18 protein-coding genes and 2 tRNA genes are annotated in these 15,718 nt (G+C 61.4%); 8 read left to right on the forward strand and 12 right to left on the reverse strand.

Annotated features, from left to right (window positions below):
* Positions 1-23 precede the first annotated feature (23 nt).
* Complete coding sequence (rhaS, locus tag ASD00_RS00210) at positions 24-1,013, reverse strand: rhamnose ABC transporter substrate-binding protein (RefSeq protein WP_025425888.1); 990 nt, start codon at positions 1,011-1,013, stop codon at positions 24-26.
* A 126-nt stretch (positions 1,014-1,139) separates the two neighbouring features.
* Entirely contained in the window at positions 1,140-1,952 is an 813-nt protein-coding gene (locus ASD00_RS00215) for a DeoR/GlpR family DNA-binding transcription regulator (protein WP_025425887.1), read from the reverse strand.
* Between the two features lie 203 nt (positions 1,953-2,155).
* Between ASD00_RS00215 and ASD00_RS00220 the strand changes: the two genes are divergently transcribed.
* The 6 genes from ASD00_RS00220 (at position 2,156) to ASD00_RS00245 (ending at position 7,427) form a co-directional block, all read left to right on the forward strand.
* Complete coding sequence (locus ASD00_RS00220) at positions 2,156-4,255, forward strand: bifunctional rhamnulose-1-phosphate aldolase/short-chain dehydrogenase (protein ID WP_057204236.1); 2,100 nt, start codon at positions 2,156-2,158, stop codon at positions 4,253-4,255.
* A gap of 13 nt (positions 4,256-4,268) precedes the next feature.
* Positions 4,269-5,564 (forward strand): L-rhamnose catabolism isomerase, encoded by a 1,296-nt coding sequence (gene rhaI / locus ASD00_RS00225; RefSeq protein WP_025425885.1) that lies wholly within the window; start codon positions 4,269-4,271, stop codon positions 5,562-5,564.
* Between the two features lie 287 nt (positions 5,565-5,851).
* Positions 5,852-6,106 carry a GlsB/YeaQ/YmgE family stress response membrane protein gene (locus tag ASD00_RS00230; RefSeq protein ID WP_025425884.1) on the forward strand — a complete coding sequence of 85 codons (255 nt, stop codon included), beginning with the start codon at positions 5,852-5,854 and terminating at the stop codon, positions 6,104-6,106.
* Between the two features lie 77 nt (positions 6,107-6,183).
* Positions 6,184-6,372, forward strand: a complete 189-nt coding sequence (locus ASD00_RS00235) for a hypothetical protein (protein WP_025425883.1) — start codon at positions 6,184-6,186, stop codon at positions 6,370-6,372.
* A 104-nt stretch (positions 6,373-6,476) separates the two neighbouring features.
* Entirely contained in the window at positions 6,477-6,938 is a 462-nt protein-coding gene (locus ASD00_RS00240) for a YbaK/EbsC family protein (RefSeq protein WP_025425882.1), read from the forward strand.
* 102 nt (positions 6,939-7,040) lie between these two features.
* On the forward strand, positions 7,041-7,427 hold the full coding sequence (locus tag ASD00_RS00245) for a DUF930 domain-containing protein (RefSeq protein ID WP_025425881.1): 387 nt from the start codon (positions 7,041-7,043) through the stop codon (positions 7,425-7,427).
* 911 nt (positions 7,428-8,338) lie between these two features.
* On the opposite strand, the gene ASD00_RS00250 is transcribed toward ASD00_RS00245, so the two are convergent.
* From ASD00_RS00250 to ASD00_RS00295, 10 genes are all read right to left on the reverse strand, one after another.
* A tRNA-Phe gene (locus ASD00_RS00250) sits at positions 8,339-8,414 on the reverse strand.
* A 181-nt stretch (positions 8,415-8,595) separates the two neighbouring features.
* Entirely contained in the window at positions 8,596-8,805 is a 210-nt protein-coding gene (yacG, locus tag ASD00_RS00255; RefSeq protein WP_025425879.1) for a DNA gyrase inhibitor YacG, read from the reverse strand.
* Positions 8,806-8,810: 5 nt separating this feature from the next.
* A complete protein-coding gene (locus ASD00_RS00260; RefSeq protein WP_025425878.1) occupies positions 8,811-9,431 on the reverse strand; it encodes a Maf-like protein in 621 nt (206 codons plus the stop codon).
* A gap of 50 nt (positions 9,432-9,481) precedes the next feature.
* On the reverse strand, positions 9,482-9,700 hold the full coding sequence (infA, locus tag ASD00_RS00265; RefSeq protein WP_004435948.1) for a translation initiation factor IF-1: 219 nt from the start codon (positions 9,698-9,700) through the stop codon (positions 9,482-9,484).
* A 395-nt stretch (positions 9,701-10,095) separates the two neighbouring features.
* Positions 10,096-10,563 (reverse strand): low molecular weight phosphatase family protein, encoded by a 468-nt coding sequence (locus ASD00_RS00270; RefSeq protein WP_025425877.1) that lies wholly within the window; start codon positions 10,561-10,563, stop codon positions 10,096-10,098.
* A 14-nt stretch (positions 10,564-10,577) separates the two neighbouring features.
* Complete coding sequence (locus tag ASD00_RS00275) at positions 10,578-11,054, reverse strand: UPF0262 family protein (RefSeq protein WP_025425876.1); 477 nt, start codon at positions 11,052-11,054, stop codon at positions 10,578-10,580.
* A complete protein-coding gene (gene hisD / locus ASD00_RS00280; protein WP_025425875.1) occupies positions 11,051-12,355 on the reverse strand; it encodes a histidinol dehydrogenase in 1,305 nt (434 codons plus the stop codon). The genes ASD00_RS00275 and hisD overlap by 4 nt, the downstream gene beginning before the upstream one ends.
* A gap of 37 nt (positions 12,356-12,392) precedes the next feature.
* Entirely contained in the window at positions 12,393-12,833 is a 441-nt protein-coding gene (locus ASD00_RS00285) for a DUF2948 family protein (protein ID WP_025425874.1), read from the reverse strand.
* A gap of 106 nt (positions 12,834-12,939) precedes the next feature.
* Positions 12,940-14,232 carry a UDP-N-acetylglucosamine 1-carboxyvinyltransferase gene (gene murA, locus ASD00_RS00290; RefSeq protein WP_025425873.1) on the reverse strand — a complete coding sequence of 431 codons (1,293 nt, stop codon included), beginning with the start codon at positions 14,230-14,232 and terminating at the stop codon, positions 12,940-12,942.
* A 160-nt stretch (positions 14,233-14,392) separates the two neighbouring features.
* On the reverse strand, positions 14,393-14,773 hold the full coding sequence (locus ASD00_RS00295; RefSeq protein ID WP_207207512.1) for a hypothetical protein: 381 nt from the start codon (positions 14,771-14,773) through the stop codon (positions 14,393-14,395).
* A gap of 17 nt (positions 14,774-14,790) precedes the next feature.
* On the opposite strand from ASD00_RS00295, the gene ASD00_RS00300 reads away from it, so the two are divergent.
* Both ASD00_RS00300 and ASD00_RS00305 read left to right on the forward strand, forming a co-directional pair.
* Positions 14,791-14,865, forward strand: a tRNA-Thr gene (locus tag ASD00_RS00300).
* A 282-nt stretch (positions 14,866-15,147) separates the two neighbouring features.
* Positions 15,148-15,357, forward strand: a complete 210-nt coding sequence (locus ASD00_RS00305) for a cold-shock protein (RefSeq protein WP_025425871.1) — start codon at positions 15,148-15,150, stop codon at positions 15,355-15,357.
* The last annotated feature ends 361 nt before the right edge of the window (positions 15,358-15,718 follow it).

A 15,718-nucleotide genomic window follows, 5' to 3' on the forward strand; every position in this document is an offset into this window, starting at 1 on the left:
GAGAGGTAACCGCCCCTCGTCGATCAGAAGATCTTTGCGAACTCTTCGACGTTCGAGGCGTCGTAGACGAACGGGTCGGCCATGGCGCCTTCGTTGTTGTCGTCGAGCTTCACAGCGCCCATGCGGCCCATCTTCAATTCCGCGCCGGGCTTGGCTTCGGCACCGTTGACGAGATCATAGGCGATCATCGTTGCGGAATAGCCGAGATCGATCGGGTTCCAGATCGCGAAGGACTTGGATGCGCCCGACTTCACGTGACCGGCCATCTCCGAGGGAAGGCCGAGGCCCGTGACATTGATCTGGCCGATCTTGCCGGCATCGGTGACGGCCTGTGCCGCAGCAACGATACCGACCGAGGTCGGCGCGATGATCGCCTTCAGGTTGGGATAGGACTGAATGAGCCCTTGCGTTTCGCGGTAAGACTTGTCGGCAAGGTCATCGCCGTAGACGGTCGCGACGACATTGATGCCCTTGTAGTTGCCCTGAACCTTCTTCATTTCCTCGATCCAGGTGTTCTGGTTCGTGGCTGTCGCCGAAGCCGAGAGCACGGCGACATCGCCGCCATCCGGCAGGTTGTCGGCGGCGAGCTTGATGATCATGTTGCCGATCAATGGATTTGACGACGGGTTGAGGTGCATCTGGCGGCCGTCCTTGGCGACCCCGGAATCCCAGGAGATCACCTTGATGCCACGATCCATCGCCTTCTTCAGCGCCGGAACGAGAGCATCGGTGTCGTTGGCGGAAACAGCGATGGCATCGACCTTCTGGGCGATCAGCGAGTTGATCACCTCGATCTGGCCTTCAGCGGTCGTCGTCGTTGGACCGGTGTAGATCACCTCGACGTCGCCCAGTTCCTTTGCGGCTTCCTGCGCGCCCTTGTTGGCAGCCTCGAAGAAGCCGATGCCGAGCGCCTTGACGACCAGGGCGATCTTCTTGTTTTCCGCATGTGCGGCATTGGCCATCAGCGCCAACGACACGGCGGCCGTGACCATCAATGATTTCAGGATCTTCATTTCCACTCCTCCCATGGACCGGAACGCGATCGGGATGACCGCATCGTCCGGTACTAACCTTCTCGAATTCGCAACCGGCCCGGTCTTTTCCGACCGGTGCCGATCCTTCCCCTCCCCTCGGCCGTCTCAAGCGGTCGAGGATGCATTCTCCGCGTCAGCGCCGGACCTGGCGTTGGCGATCACCAATCGCACGCCGGCATTTTCGAGCATCGCAGCATGCCTGTCCTCGATGCCCGAATCCGTGATCACAGTGGCGATCCGCTTCAATCCGCACAGGATGAGGCTGGAGCGCTTGTGAAATTTCGACGAGTCGACGAGCACGACGAGCTCGTCGGCCTGATCGATCAGTTTCTGCTCGGCCTGGATCAGCAGCGGATCCGCCTCCATCAGACCGAGCGGACCAAGCCCCTGGGCGCCCATGAACATGCGGCGCGCATAGAAATTGCGCGTCACGTCATTGTCGAACGGACTGAGGATGATGTTCTGCTCGCGGTAGATCGTGCCGCCCGACAGCATCACCGTGTTTTTCGAGTGCTTGAGCAGATGCTCGGCGATCGGAAACGAGTTGGTGAAGACCTGCATCCGGCGATTGGTGAGAAAGTGCACCATCTGGAAGGTCGTCGTGCCGCCATTGATGATGATCGGCTCGCCATCTTCGCACAGCGCCACCGCCTCCTTGGCGATCGCCTGCTTCTCCCGCGCATGCAGGCTTTCATTGACCTTGAAGGGTCGCCCGGCCAGCCCGACGAACTGCGGCGGATTGATCGCTTCCGCCCCGCCGCGCACGCGCCGCAACCGCTTCTGCACGTGGAGCGCCGCGATATCGCGCCGGATCGTCGCCTCGGAACTGTCGGTCAGATCGACCAGTTCCGGCACCGTGACCACGGGCTTTTCCTGAACCGCCGACAGAATGATCCGATGTCTTTCTTTCTCGTGCATTCGCTCCTCCGATAATTTGCATGCTTCCATCACGACCAAACATTGTCAATCACAATCAATCATATTTTTTCATTGTGCAGTGCGACATGCGCGAATTTGATCGTTTTTGATTGACAATGACTCTCGGGCCATGTGATCTGATGCCAACCACATCTCCACGCGGCCGCCAAGCCGCGTGGCAACGGACCGGGAGGATTTTCGAGATGCTCGACAAGCAACAGGGCGCGCGGCTTGCCAATCTATGGGATGAGACGAAGGCGGCCGGCATGAGCGAGGCCGAACGTCTTCTCTATCGTTCGAACCTGCTCGGCTCCGACAAGCGCATCACCAACTACGGCGGCGGCAATACCTCGGCCAAGGTGATGGAGAAGGACCCGCTCGGCGGCGGCACGGTCGAAGTCCTCTGGGTCAAGGGCTCTGGCGGCGACGTCGGCACGATCAAGATGGACGGCTTCGCCACGCTTTGCATGGACAAGCTGAATGCCCTGAAAGGCATCTATCGCGGCGTCGCCTTCGAAGACGAGATGGTCGGCTATCTTCCGCATTGCACGTTCAACCTCAACCCGCGCGCCGCCTCGATCGACACGCCGCTGCACGCCTATGTTCCGAAAAAGCACGTCGATCACATGCATCCCGATGCGATCATCGCGATAGCGGCCTCCAAAAACAGCAGGGAATTGACGGCAAAAATCTTCGGCAACGACATCGGCTGGCTGCCCTGGAAGCGCCCGGGCTACGAACTCGGCCTCTGGCTGGAAAAGTTCTGCCTGGAGAATCCGTCCGCCCGCGGCGTCGTGCTTGAAAGCCATGGCCTCTTCACCTGGGGCGACACGGCCAGAGAAGCTTACGAGACCACCGTCGAAATCATCAACAAGGCGATCGCCTGGTTCGAGACGGAAAACACCAGGCCGGCCTTCGGCGGCGTGGCCAAGCCGACGCTCGATGCGAGCGACCGGGTGGCGATTGCCAAACGGTTGATGCCGGTCATCCGCGGCCTGATCAGCGCCGACGAGCGCAAGGTCGGACATTTCGACGACAGCCAGGCGGTGCTCGACTTCGTGACCGCCAAGGATCTCAAGCCGCTGGCATCGCTCGGCACCAGCTGCCCGGATCATTTCCTCAGAACCAAGATCTGCCCGCTTGTCGTCGATTTCGATCCTGCCGCTGCAGACATCGAAAAGACCCTTGCCGGGCTTGCCGACGCAATCGCTGCCTATCGCGCCGATTACGCCGCCTACTACGAGCGCTGCAAACATGCAGACAGCCCCGCCATGCGCGATCCGAACGCGGTCGTCTACTTGGTGCCCGGCGTCGGCATGATCACCTTTGCCAAGGACAAGGCGACGGCGCGCATCTCCGGCGAATTCTACGTCAACGCCATCAATGTCATGCGCGGCGCATCCGGCGTCTCGACCTATGTCGGCCTGCCGGAACAGGAAGCCTTCGACATCGAATACTGGCTGCTCGAGGAAGCCAAGCTTCAGCGCATGCCGAAGCCAAAAAGCCTTGCGGGACGCATCGCGCTGGTGACTGGCGGCGCCGGCGGCATCGGCAAGGCAACGGCACACCGGCTGATGCAGGAAGGTGCCTGCGTCGTCATCGCCGATATCGACGAAACGGCGCTTGCTAGCGCCGAAAGCGAGCTTGCGGCCCGCCACGGCAAGGATTTCGTGCGTTCGCTCAGCATGAACGTGACCAGCGAGGCGGCGGTAGAAGGTGGCTTCGGCGATACGCTTTTAGCCTTCGGCGGTCTCGACATCCTGGTGTCGAATGCCGGCCTTGCCTCCTCCGCCGCGGTCGAGGATACGACGCTGGCGCTCTGGAACAAGAACATGGACATCCTTGCGACGGGCTACTTCCTCGTCTCGCGCGAGGCCTTCCGGGTCTTCCGCAACCAGAAGGCCGGCGGCAACGTCGTCTTCGTTGCTTCCAAAAATGGTCTTGCCGCGTCGCCCGGCGCATCGGCCTACTGCACCGCAAAGGCAGCCGAGATCCACCTCGCCCGTTGCCTGGCGCTCGAGGGCGCGTCCGCCCAGATCCGCGTCAACGTCGTCAACCCGGACGCCGTGCTGCGCGGCTCGAAAATCTGGACCGGCGAGTGGAAAGAGCAGCGCGCCGCCGCCTACAAGATGGATGTCGACGACCTCGAGGCGCACTACCGCGAACGCTCGATGCTGAAGCTCAGCGTCTTCCCGGAGGATATCGCCGAGGCGATCTACTTCCTCGCCTCGGACATGTCGGCGAAATCGACCGGCAACATCGTCAATGTCGACGCGGGCAATGCCCAGTCGTTCACCCGCTGATCCGGAGATTTTGATGAGCACCACCATGATCGGCAAGACCATCCTTGACGCAGAGAACGAGCGCCGCGAGGCGGCACTTCGCCAGGACTATGAAAGCCTTGGCGAAAGGCTGGCGCGCCGCGGCATCGACGTCGACGCCATCAAGCGCAAGGTTGCGGCCTATGGCGTCGCAGTCCCCTCCTGGGGGGTCGGCACCGGCGGCACCCGCTTTGCCCGCTTCCCCGGCAAGGGCGAGCCGCGCAATATCTTCGACAAGCTGGAGGATTGCGCCGTCATCCAGCAGCTGACACGGGCAACGCCCAACGTCTCGCTGCACATCCCGTGGGACAAGGTCAGCGATCTCCAGGAACTGAAGCAGAAAGGTGCCGCCCTCGGCCTCGGCTTCGACGCGATGAACTCGAACACCTTCTCGGATGCGCCCGGACAGGCACATTCCTACAAGTTCGGATCGTTGTCGCACAGCGACGCGGCCACGCGCGCCCAAGCGGTCGAGCACAATCTCGAATGCATCGACATCGGCCGACAGCTCGGCTCGAAGGCACTGACGGTCTGGGTCGGAGACGGCTCCAACTTTCCCGGCCAGAGCAACTTCACCAGATCGTTCGAGCGTTATCTCGATGCGATGAAAGCGGTCTATGCCGCACTGCCCGAGGACTGGCGCGTCTTCACCGAACACAAGATGTTCGAGCCGGCCTTCTATTCGACCGTGGTGCAGGACTGGGGCACCAACTACCTGATCGCCCAGGAACTTGGACCCAAGGCCTTCTGCCTGGTCGACCTTGGCCACCACGCGCCGAACGTCAACATCGAGATGATCGTCGCCCGGCTGATCCAGTTCAGGAAACTCGGTGGTTTCCACTTCAACGATTCGAAATATGGCGACGACGACCTCGATACCGGCTCGATCGACCCCTATCGCCTGTTCCTCGTCTTCAATGAACTCGTCGATGCCGAGACGCGGGGTGCCAAAGGCTTCGATCCGGCCCATATGCTCGACCAGAGCCACAATGTCACCGATCCGATCGAAAGCCTGATGACGAGCGCGATGGAGGTCTGCCGCGCCTATGCACAGGCCCTCATCGTCGACCGCACAGCGCTCGACAGCTTCCAGCAGGACAATGATGCACTGATGGCGGCGGAAACGCTGAAGACCGCGTTTCGCACCGACGTCGAGCCGATCCTGGCGATGGCGCGCTTCGAAAGCGGCGGGGCGATTGCGCCGGTTGCGACCTATCGGGCGAGCGGCTATCGCGCCAAGGTGGCCGGCGAGCGGCCGGCCGTTGCCGGCGGTGGCGGCGGCATCGTCTGAGATCCACTCCCCCATCCCACAATCTAAATGCCGGGCAGCGATTGCTGCCCGGCATTTTCACGCACGATTGATATCGTCTCGCGGATCGGCTCCGATCTCGTAGGCGGATCATAAAGCGAGCGTGACCGCGGCCTTTTGTGCGCCCTGTTTGACGGACGGCGCCGGATTGTCCCGCACAAATGCTTCGCATTCCTGCAAAAAATCATCGCGCGATGAAATTGCCCCCTATCTGATTTGAAATCCTGGTCTATCTTTCCCTTCTAGGTCCAACGGAAAGGGAACCATTCATGGGTATCGAAAGCATTCTCGTATTCCTGATTGTCGGAGCGATCGCCGGCTGGCTTGCCGGCTTGATCGTCAAGGGGTTCGGCTTCGGCCTGATCGGCAACATGGTCGTGGGCATCATCGGCGCCTTCATCGCCGGCTTCCTCTTTCCCGCCATCGGTATCAGCCTTGGATCGGGCGTGCTTTCGGCGATCCTGCACGCGACGATCGGCGCAGTGATCCTGCTGGTGCTGATCCGCATCGTCAAACAGGCGTGACGAACCACCGCCACGCGACCATACCGCATGGCTCGCCGACCCGGCGGGCCGTGCCAGTCCAACGGAAGGAAATCACCATGAGCGAGCCGAACTCCGACAATATCGAAACGGCGCTGAAGGCGTTCATGGCCGACCATCCCGGCAAGCTCACACGCGAGCAGGCGATCGCGGCGATCCTCGAAAACTGGTTCACGACCCATGGCTACCTGCCGCCGCAGCAGGAAGGCAGACGCCCGGAAGACCTTGACGCCTCCAACGACGATTGAGGCATTCCTGCCGGCGGCAGCACCCTTGGCGCTCGACGCCTCTCCAAGCGTTCGTCCGCTCGACTTTTTTTCATGAAGCCATTTCCAGAGCCTGAAGACCCACCATGAGCCTTACATCCGTCAAACAGTTCTTCTCGCAGCACGCCCCCGACATCGACGTCATCGAACTCGAGCAGAGCACGGCAACAGTGGCACTTGCCGCCGAGGGCCATGGCGTCGAACCGGCACAGATCGCCAAGACATTGGCGCTCCGCGTCGGCGACGACGTGATCCTCATCGTCACGCGCGGTGACGCGCGGCTCGACAACAAGAAATACAAAGCCCGCTTCGGCACCAAGGCCCGCATGCTCGGCTTCGACGAGGTCGAGGCGGAGACCGGTCATCCAGTCGGCGGCGTCTGCCCGTTCGGCCTTGCCAAGCCCCACAGCATCTATTGCGACCTGTCGCTGAAAGCCTACGACATCGTCGTTCCTGCCGCTGGCGCCACCAATGCCGCCGTTCACATCAATCCGCAGCGTATCGTCGAATTGACCGGCGCCGAATGGATCGACGTTTCGGAAACGTAATCCGTGCCTTGGAATGGCCACAAAGCTTAACTGAAACCGCAGGCGCACTCCGGCAGTGATTTGCCGGGCGCGGCCCTTTCCAGAATCAGGAGTCCGTCGAGCATGAAGATAGTCGCGTACCCGCTCATCTTCGCCGCCACATTTTCCCCGGCGCTGGCGATGGATCAGTCCCTGGTGCGCCAGTTCGAAAAGCTTGACCCGCAGACCCGCCTGGAACAGCGCTGCGACACCGAGGCGATGGAGCGCATCAACGCCGACAAGACGACCTTCAAGCCCGACAAGGTGATCGCCTACACCTTCGCCGAACCGGTCATGAAGGAAGACAAGATGAAGGCGCCGGGCGCGGTTTTCCGCAGCAAGGGGGAATGGTACAAGCTAAAATTCAAGTGCCGCACCGACGCGGAGCACCTGGGCATCCTGTCCTTCGAATATAAGATCGGCGATCTCGTGCCGCGCGAGAACTGGGACGAGTTCTACCTCTATCCCTGACAGACCGGACCGCGGGTGCGCGCAAACGCCCGAGCTTTTCGCCGTCACCAGAAATGTCGCGCAAAAATGTGCAGCGCTTTCGCGATGACATGCGAAAGAACAAGAGCTTGAAGCGCGACAAGCGGATCCTGGAAATCGCGACGCGCTTTAGAGAACGGCCATCAGAAACAGCAGCGAGCCAAGCGACAGCGCTGCCATGATGCTCATCAGCATCTTCATCATGTGATCTGCCATTTCGTACACCCTTGCCTCTACTCCCTCAGGAATGAACGAATTCGTCTGCTTTTGGGGCGCGGCATGCCCGGTATATTCCAAGCTCGAAACGCCTGACTGACACGATCCCACCAGATCGGTGCACAATCTGCCAACAGTGTTTCAGGTTGCGCCGACATGGTTAACAATTGGTTAATCTCATTGTCTGCGGTGTTGGGTGGATAGGTGGCGCGGCGCCCTTCGGGCCCATGCGGAATACCAGCCGCATGGCGGGATGGCGGCGACAGAGCCAGGTGAAAAAATCGCCGCTTGGCTGAATAAGGTGGCGGCAGGGTATCGGAAGCAGCTTGCATCAGAGCGCAGTCACAGACCGCGCCCTAGCCCTTGTAAGGGCGTCAGCGCTAAGATTACGGCTTCTTCGGCTCCGGCTTTGCATCGGCAAGGGGAAGCAGCCACCCCTGCCCCGATATGCTCCTGCCAGTGTGACCGTGCCCTAGAGACCCGCCACATTCGGTTGGAGGAGGCGGCGAGGTTCGACGTGGCTACCATCTGCGACACGCACCATTGCTGACTTCAAAAAGGAAGTGAGCAGAAGGAAGAACGGAAACTTCCAGAACGCTGAAAAGACCTGCCTAGACGCGGCAAGCGACCGACTAAATCAAGAGGCTAAAAATCAAAGGAAACCATGCAATTATGAATGGTGCCCGGAGGCGGATTTGAACCACCGACACGCGGATTTTCAATCCGCTGCTCTACCAACTGAGCTATCCGGGCATCCTGCCGTTGCGGGCAGCGGCTCCTCTCGGAGCCCTCGGGGCGTTGTCTGTGCCCCGGAAGCGAGCGGGGTTATAACATCTTGTTCGGCGGTGTCCAGCACCAAATGAAAGTTTTTTGGCAGGAATTTCAAAGTTAGTGGAAAAAGCCAAAAAACCGTGGATATTCAGGCAGATCGCGGTCAGCGATCGTCGTCGTCCGCTTTCGCCTCGTCGTCTGCGACGGGAATGGCGTAGGAGCCCGAGAGCCAGCGGTTGAGGTCGACATTGCGGCAGCGGTCCGAGCAGAAGGGATAGTGCTCGCGGTGCGATGGGCGGCCGCATTCGGGGCAAGGACGCGGGGCGCGCAGAGGTGCTACGTTCGAGCCGCTTTTCTTGTCTTCGTCAGTCACTGCCTTCAGCCTTCCAGCCAGCGATTGTGAACGTCGTAGCCTTCACCGACCAGCAGGCCGACCGTCTCGTAGAGCGGCAGGCCGACGACGTTGCTGTAGGAGCCGACGAGCTTGACCACAAAGCTGCCGGCAATGCCCTGGATGCCATAGGCGCCTGCCTTGCCGCGCCATTGGCCGGAGGCAAGATAGCTCTCGATGTCAAAACCGGAAAGGCGCTTGAAGCGGACCTTGGTGTCGACCACCTTCTGGCGCAACGTCTTGTCGGGTGTGATCAGGCAAACACCGGTATAGACGCGGTGGCTGCGGCCCGACAAAAGATGCAGGGCGCTCGAGGCTTCGCTGACGAGTTCCGGCTTCGGCAGGATGCGCCGACCGACGCAGACGACGGTGTCGGCCGCCAGAATATAGCTGCCATCCCAACCGGCTTCACCCTTGATCGCAGCCAGCGCCGCCTTGGCCTTTTCAGCCGAGAGACGACGCGCCAGCGAGCGCGGATGCTCGGAGCGCTTCGGCGTTTCGTCGAGATCCATCGGCATCAGGCGCGCAGGCTCGATACCTGCCTGGGCCAAAAGCTCGACGCGACGCGGCGAGCCGGACGCCAGTATCAGTTTTTGAGCCGTTGTCATCGGAACGCGCCGTCACCCCAGAAATATGATGAAGCCACCTGTCGGGCGGTTTACTTGAAGCGGTAGGTGATGCGACCCTTGGTCAGGTCATAGGGCGTCATTTCGACGAGCACCTTGTCGCCGGCCAGAACGCGGATACGGTTCTTGCGCATGCGGCCTGCGGTGTGGGCAATAATTTCATGTTCATTTTCGAGCTTCACGCGGAAGGTCGCATTGGGAAGCAATTCCGTGACCACGCCCGGGAATTCGAGGACTTCTTCTTTCGCCATGTAGGACTGTTCTTTCTGTGTTTGTTCGGGGATACGACACGCATCCCGAAAAATTCGCCGGAAACTACACAATCGACGAGGATTTGTGAACCGCTTTGCGCCGGCTTTTCAGCTTTTGTACTGCCTTATACCAACCTGCGCTGATATTGATCGATTGCGCCGGAGCGATTTTGGTTTCCGGCAAGGAGAAAACCGCAACCGGACCCGAGCAGTCCGGTGAGGATTGTCGACGCTGTCGGAGACCAAAAGCGCCCGGCCCTTCGGGTGGGCCGTCTGTCGGCCGCCGGCAGCGTCGCAATCCTCGACCGATGCCCAGGCATCGCTCTCAGATATGCTCCTTGCCGGAGGACCGCATACGGTCGCACGCAATAGGTCAATATCAGCGCAGGTTGGTATTAAGCTTTTTCGCCCGCGGGCGCTACTACCAGACGGCGATTAATCAGAGTGGCAAGGTGATCGCGAACGGCGCGATAGGCATCGACAATCTGTTCGCGCGTGCCGGTGGCAACCGTCGGGTCAGGTGTCGGCCAATAGACCACGTCGACGGCCATGGAGCGAGTCAATTCCAGCGCCATGTGATGGGCCTCGGGCGCCAGCGTGACGATGAGGTCGAAATAGTCGTCCTCGAGCTCGTCCAGGGTGCGCGGCTGATGCCGCCCGATCGACAGGCCGATCTCGTCGAGCACGACATCGACGAAGGGATCGCGCTCACCGTGGCGCACGCCGGCGGAGGTGACATAGGTTCCCGCCGGCAGGGCGGCCTTGGCGAGTGCCTCGGCCATCGGCGAGCGGATTGCGTTCATGCCGCACATGAAGAGAACGGAACGGGGCCTTGTCGGTTGAGGCGTCGCGGTTGCCGTCATCCCGGTCTCCGCCGTCATCCGCGCCAGTAGAGCACGCAGACGAGCGTGAACAGGCGGCGGGCGGTGTCGAAATCTAGCCGGATCTTGCCCGACAGGCGGTCCATCAGCGTCTGCGAGCCCTCGTTGTGGATGCCGCGGCGACCCATGTCGATCGCTTCGATCTGACTCGGCGTCGCCGAGCGGATCGCTTCGTAATAGCTCTCGCAGATCATGAAGTAGTCCTTCACGATCCGGCGAAACGGCGTCAGCGAGAGAATATGGGTGGCGACGTCAGATCCTTTCTCGGTGGAGATCGCAAAGACCAGCTTGGCGTCCATGAGAGAAAGGTTGAGCTTGTAGGGGCCGCCCGGGTGGCCGACCGGTTCGAACAGGTTTTCTTCGAGAAGGTCGAAGATCGCAACCGCGCGCTCATGCTCCACGTCGGGCGTCGAACGGCCGATCGTCTCGTCCAATACGACGTCGCAGAGGCGCTGGTTGCGGTCTGCCTTCATCCCGCATCCCCGAGATTGAGGCGAATGGCGACGGAGCGCGCATGAGCCTCAAGGCCTTCCGACCGCGCCAGCGCGATTGCTGCAGGGCCGAGGATGCGAAGCTGCTCCGCGTCGAGGCGCAGGATCGACGTGCGCTTCATGTAGTCGAGAACGCCGAGACCGGAGGAGAACCGCGCCGAGCGCGCCGTCGGCAGTACGTGGTTCGAGCCACCGACATAGTCACCGATGACTTCGGGCGTGTGGCGTCCGACAAAGATGGCGCCGGCATTGCGGATCTTGGCGACCATCGGCTCGGGATCGGCAAGCGCCAGCTCCAGATGCTCGGCGGCAATGCGGTTTGCAAGCGGTATGGCCTTTTCGAGGTCCGGCACCAGGATGATCGCGCCGAAATCGCGCCAGCTCGCCGATGCGGTCTCTGCGCGCGGCAGGGTTTTCAGCTGACGTTCGACCGCCGCTTCGACCGCCTCGCCGAAGGCCGCGTCATCCGTGATCAGGATCGACTGGGCGCCGACATCGTGCTCGGCCTGCGCCAGGAGGTCGGCGGCGATCCAGTCCGGATTGTTTTCGCGGTCGGCGATGACGAGCACCTCGGACGGGCCAGCAATCATGTCGATGCCGACGGTGCCGAAAACCTGGCGCTTGGCGGCGGCGACATAGGCATTGCCCGGGCCGACGACCTTTGCCACCGGCGCGACGGTCGCGGTGCCATAAGCAAGGGCGGCGATCGCCTGCGCGCCGCCAATACGGTAGATTTCCTCGACACCGGCCAGACGCGCAGCTGCCAGCACCGCCGGGTTGATCTTGCCGCCGTTTGCCGGCACGACCATGACGATGCGCTCGACGCCGGCGACCTTGGCCGGCAGCGCGTTCATCAGCACCGAGCTTGGGTAGCTCGCCGTGCCGCCAGGCACGTAAAGCCCGACGGCGTCGACCGCCGTCCAGCGCGAGCCGAGGCCGACGCCCATCGTATCCTCGTAGATATCGTCCTTCGGCCGCTGGCGGGCGTGGTGCGCCTCGATGCGGACGGCGGCAACCTTGAGCGCGCCCAGCACTTCCGGCTCAACGGCCTGGATCGCCGCATCGATTTCCTCGGCGCTGACGGCCATCGGGGTCGTTGCAAAGTCGATGCCGTCGAAGCGGGCGGAATATTCCGCCACCGCCTCGTCGCCGCGCAGGCGAACATCGTCGATGATCGCCTTGACCGCGGCGTTGACGTCCTCGGAAACTTCGCGCTTGGTGGTCAGGAATGCCGCGAACTGCTGTTCGAAGTTACCGTCGAGATAGTTCAGCCTGATTGCCAACGCAAAATGTCCTTGTGGTATGCCTGTGTCGCGGGTTTCAAACGCCTTCGGGATGCCGGGGCTTGAAAGCGGTTTCCCATGCTCCGCCGGTATCCGCAAGCTGCACCTCGATGCATTCCACATCAAGGGCGATCGAAGCTTCGCCGGCAAGCACCAGTTCGACGGCGCCTTCCGGCCCCTCGCCGGCGACCGTGAACGTCACCGCCAGCAGATCGAGCACGGCCTCGCCGTTGCGGCGGTCGAAGCCAAGCGAGCGCACGGCGCTCACCCGCTTGAACAGGAGCACGGCGCGCCGGCGCTCGAACGAACGCCGCTTGCCGTCGGCCATCTCCCAGACGAACCGGTTGACGATGAGCGAAAACTGCTTGCGGCGTGCGTCGTATTCCAGTCCGGAAACCTTGAACACGGCATCCTGGACGTGGGCGGAGACGACGGCCAGGTCCTCTTCATCGAGCGCCAGCAGCTTCAGACCATCCATGCGATCCATTCCTTTCGCTTTCGTCGCACATTTTGCGTGCCACAATTGAAATGGACATAGGACGTCGCGCCTGAAACCGCAACGGCATCAGGCGCGACGGCTAAAATCAGTCGCTGACACGCTCGACGTGAGCGCCGCAACGGGTGAGCTTTTCTTCCAGCCGCTCGAAACCGCGGTCGAGATGGTAGACGCGCGACACCATGGTTTCGCCTTCCGCCGCAAGACCGGCGATGACCAGCGACACCGAGGCGCGCAGGTCGGTCGCCATCACGGGGGCGCCCTTCAGCCGGCTGACGCCCTCGATCTTGGCCGTCTGGCCCGACAGCGAGATCTTGGCGCCGAGGCGCGCCAGTTCCTGCACGTGCATGAAACGGTTTTCGAAGATCGTCTCGGTGATGTGCGAAACGCCGTTCGACTTGGTCATCAGACCCATGAACTGCGCCTGCAGGTCGGTCGGGAATCCGGGGAACGGATCGGTGACGATATCGACCGGCTTGATGCCGGCGCCATTGCGCACGACGCGGATGCCGCTGTTGGTCGGCGTGATTTCAGCGCCGGCCCGGCGGATCGCCTCGAGTGCGGTGTCAAGCAGCGCCATATCCGTGTCTTCGAGGATGACGTCGCCGCCGGTCATGGCAACGGCCATGGCGTAGGTGCCGGTCTCGATACGGTCGGGCAGCACGCGGTGACGCGCGCCGGACAGCGAGCGCACGCCCTCGATGGTGATCGTCGCCGTGCCCTGGCCGGTGATCTTGGCGCCCATGGCGTTCAGGCAATTGGCTAGGTCGACGACTTCGGGCTCGCGCGCGGCGTTGCCGAGCACGGTGGTGCCGTTGGCGAGCGTCGCCGCCATCATCAGCACGTGGGTGGCACCGACGGAAACCTTCGGGAAGGTGTAGCGGGCACCGATCAGGCCACCTGCCGGCGCCGTCGCGTTAACGTAGCCGCTGTCGATCTCGATGTTGGCGCTCAGCGCCTGAAGACCCTCGATGAACAGATCGACCGGGCGCGTGCCGATGGCGCAACCGCCCGGCAGCGACACGCGGGCCTTGCCTTCGCGTGCGAGCAGCGGGCCAATGACCCAGAAGCTTGCGCGCATCTTCGACACCAGCTCATAAGGCGCGGTGGTGTCGACGATGTTGCGGCAGGTGAAATGGATCGTGCGGGCGTAGCTTTCGCCCTGGCGCTCGCGCCGGCCGTTGACCGAGATATCGACGCCATGGTTGCCGAGGATGCGGATCAGCTGCTCGACGTCGGCCAGATGCGGAACGTTTTCCAGCGTCAGCGTGTCATCGGTCAAAAGCGATGCGATCATCAGCGGCAGGGCCGCATTCTTCGCGCCGGAGATCGGGATGACCCCGTGAAGTTCATTCCCGCCTACAATCCTGATGCGATCCATGAGGCCTCTCGAACGGGCTTGGCCCGCCTTTCCAAAAAAATGAAGTGTGTCTGAAGGCGCCTCTTTAGTGGAGACGCCGCGAAATTAGAAGTGCCTTGAACGCAAGGCAGACGCCTGCATGCGTGGGGGAATGCCGAACGGCAGCCCCTCCCTCGTCGTACTAATCTTCGGATTCGTCCGTTTTTGCGGCAGGCAGACCAATCGCTTCGTCGGGGGCGCCGGAACGGCGCGCGCGCATCTGCTGTTTACGGCGCTGGAGATTGTCGCGCAGGGTCTTGGCAAGGCGCGCCTTTCTCAGATCCGACTCGGTCGTATCTTTCTTCTTGCGCGTCGGCGCAGTCGCCTGCTGCTCCTGCGGCGAAACCTCGCCCTTGGCGCTTTTCTTGTCGTCTGTTTGCATGGGCGATGCTTTAGCGCAAAAGCAGGGGCTTCGGAAGCCGAAACCGATTTTCTCACGGAACAACAGCGAAAACTTCGAAATGCGGCTTGCGCTCCCCGTCCAGCTATGGCAATAGGCGCCTCGCTTGATGCGGCTTGTCAACGAACCGGCCGCGAGATGCTGCTATAGCTCAGGGGTAGAGCACTCCCTTGGTAAGGGAGAGGCCGAGAGTTCAAATCTCTCTAGCAGCACCAGTTTTCCTTCTATTTTGCCTCAAAACCATGGCGCTATTCGCCACCGTTGCACCGCGATGAACACGCACATGTGCATAGCCGCTCAACCCGTCCAGACATGGGCGAACAAAGCCTTGCAATCGTCACATTCAGCTCCTATTTGGCGGAAATCGATATTGCTGACGAACTTTGTGTCGGCGCCCTAAGCGCGTGAGAGACGGACTTCCCTCTTCAAAATCGGTTATCCTGATCCGGAGGTTTTTTCCGGAAATGTCTATTACGAGCGATTGAAAGGGAATCGTCATGGCTACAGGCACAGTAAAGTGGTTCAACAGCACCAAGGGTTTCGGCTTCATCCAGCCTGACGACGGCAGCCCGGACGTGTTCGTTCACATTTCGGCCGTTCAGCGCGCAGGCCTTTCCGGCCTCAACGAAGGTCAGCAGATCAGCTACGAGCTGACGCGCGACCGCAAGACCGGCAAGTCTTCTGCAGACAACCTGCAGGCCAAGTAATTAGGCCAAGTCATTTTCGCGCGTCGTCGCCGGACGCAGATTTGCGGGCAGCGGCAGTGCAGCGAATGGGAAGGTCGGGTTCGCCCGGCCTTTTTTATTGCCCTGTTGTCACCGGCGACTGGATAATTCCACCTCAAACCGGCGACGCATCGAGGTGGAATTATGAAGCGATTTCTCGATGTTACGGCGTCGTCAGACGACCCTGTTTGATATTCCGCGCGGCAACGCTTCAATCCCAAAATGCGGGCGCGATCTCCAAGATCAGCTCGTCGCAATTTAAAGTCCAGTTGCCTCTCAGCGGTTATCGCCAACCGCTGGGCACTCTTGCGTGACCTGCTTGAGACAGGGAACGTTTCCCGCC

Source organism: Ensifer sp. Root31 (genome assembly GCF_001424825.1).
In the GTDB taxonomy this organism is placed as follows: domain Bacteria; phylum Pseudomonadota; class Alphaproteobacteria; order Rhizobiales; family Rhizobiaceae; genus Ensifer; species Ensifer canadensis.

Coding starts and splice junctions, on each gene's coding strand:
- rhaS (WP_025425888.1), bottom strand. CDS start 1,013: ATGAAGATCCTGAAATCATTGATGGTCACGGCCGCCGTGTCGTTGGCG.
- ASD00_RS00215 (WP_025425887.1), bottom strand. CDS start 1,952: ATGCACGAGAAAGAAAGACATCGGATCATTCTGTCGGCGGTTCAGGAA.
- ASD00_RS00220 (WP_057204236.1), top strand. CDS start 2,156: ATGCTCGACAAGCAACAGGGCGCGCGGCTTGCCAATCTATGGGATGAG.
- rhaI (WP_025425885.1), top strand. CDS start 4,269: ATGAGCACCACCATGATCGGCAAGACCATCCTTGACGCAGAGAACGAG.
- ASD00_RS00230 (WP_025425884.1), top strand. CDS start 5,852: ATGGGTATCGAAAGCATTCTCGTATTCCTGATTGTCGGAGCGATCGCC.
- ASD00_RS00235 (WP_025425883.1), top strand. CDS start 6,184: ATGAGCGAGCCGAACTCCGACAATATCGAAACGGCGCTGAAGGCGTTC.
- ASD00_RS00240 (WP_025425882.1), top strand. CDS start 6,477: ATGAGCCTTACATCCGTCAAACAGTTCTTCTCGCAGCACGCCCCCGAC.
- ASD00_RS00245 (WP_025425881.1), top strand. CDS start 7,041: ATGAAGATAGTCGCGTACCCGCTCATCTTCGCCGCCACATTTTCCCCG.
- ASD00_RS00260 (WP_025425878.1), bottom strand. CDS start 9,431: ATGACAACGGCTCAAAAACTGATACTGGCGTCCGGCTCGCCGCGTCGC.
- infA (WP_004435948.1), bottom strand. CDS start 9,700: ATGGCGAAAGAAGAAGTCCTCGAATTCCCGGGCGTGGTCACGGAATTG.
- ASD00_RS00270 (WP_025425877.1), bottom strand. CDS start 10,563: ATGACGGCAACCGCGACGCCTCAACCGACAAGGCCCCGTTCCGTTCTC.
- ASD00_RS00275 (WP_025425876.1), bottom strand. CDS start 11,054: ATGAAGGCAGACCGCAACCAGCGCCTCTGCGACGTCGTATTGGACGAG.
- ASD00_RS00285 (WP_025425874.1), bottom strand. CDS start 12,833: ATGGATGGTCTGAAGCTGCTGGCGCTCGATGAAGAGGACCTGGCCGTC.
- murA (WP_025425873.1), bottom strand. CDS start 14,232: ATGGATCGCATCAGGATTGTAGGCGGGAATGAACTTCACGGGGTCATC.
- ASD00_RS00305 (WP_025425871.1), top strand. CDS start 15,148: ATGGCTACAGGCACAGTAAAGTGGTTCAACAGCACCAAGGGTTTCGGC.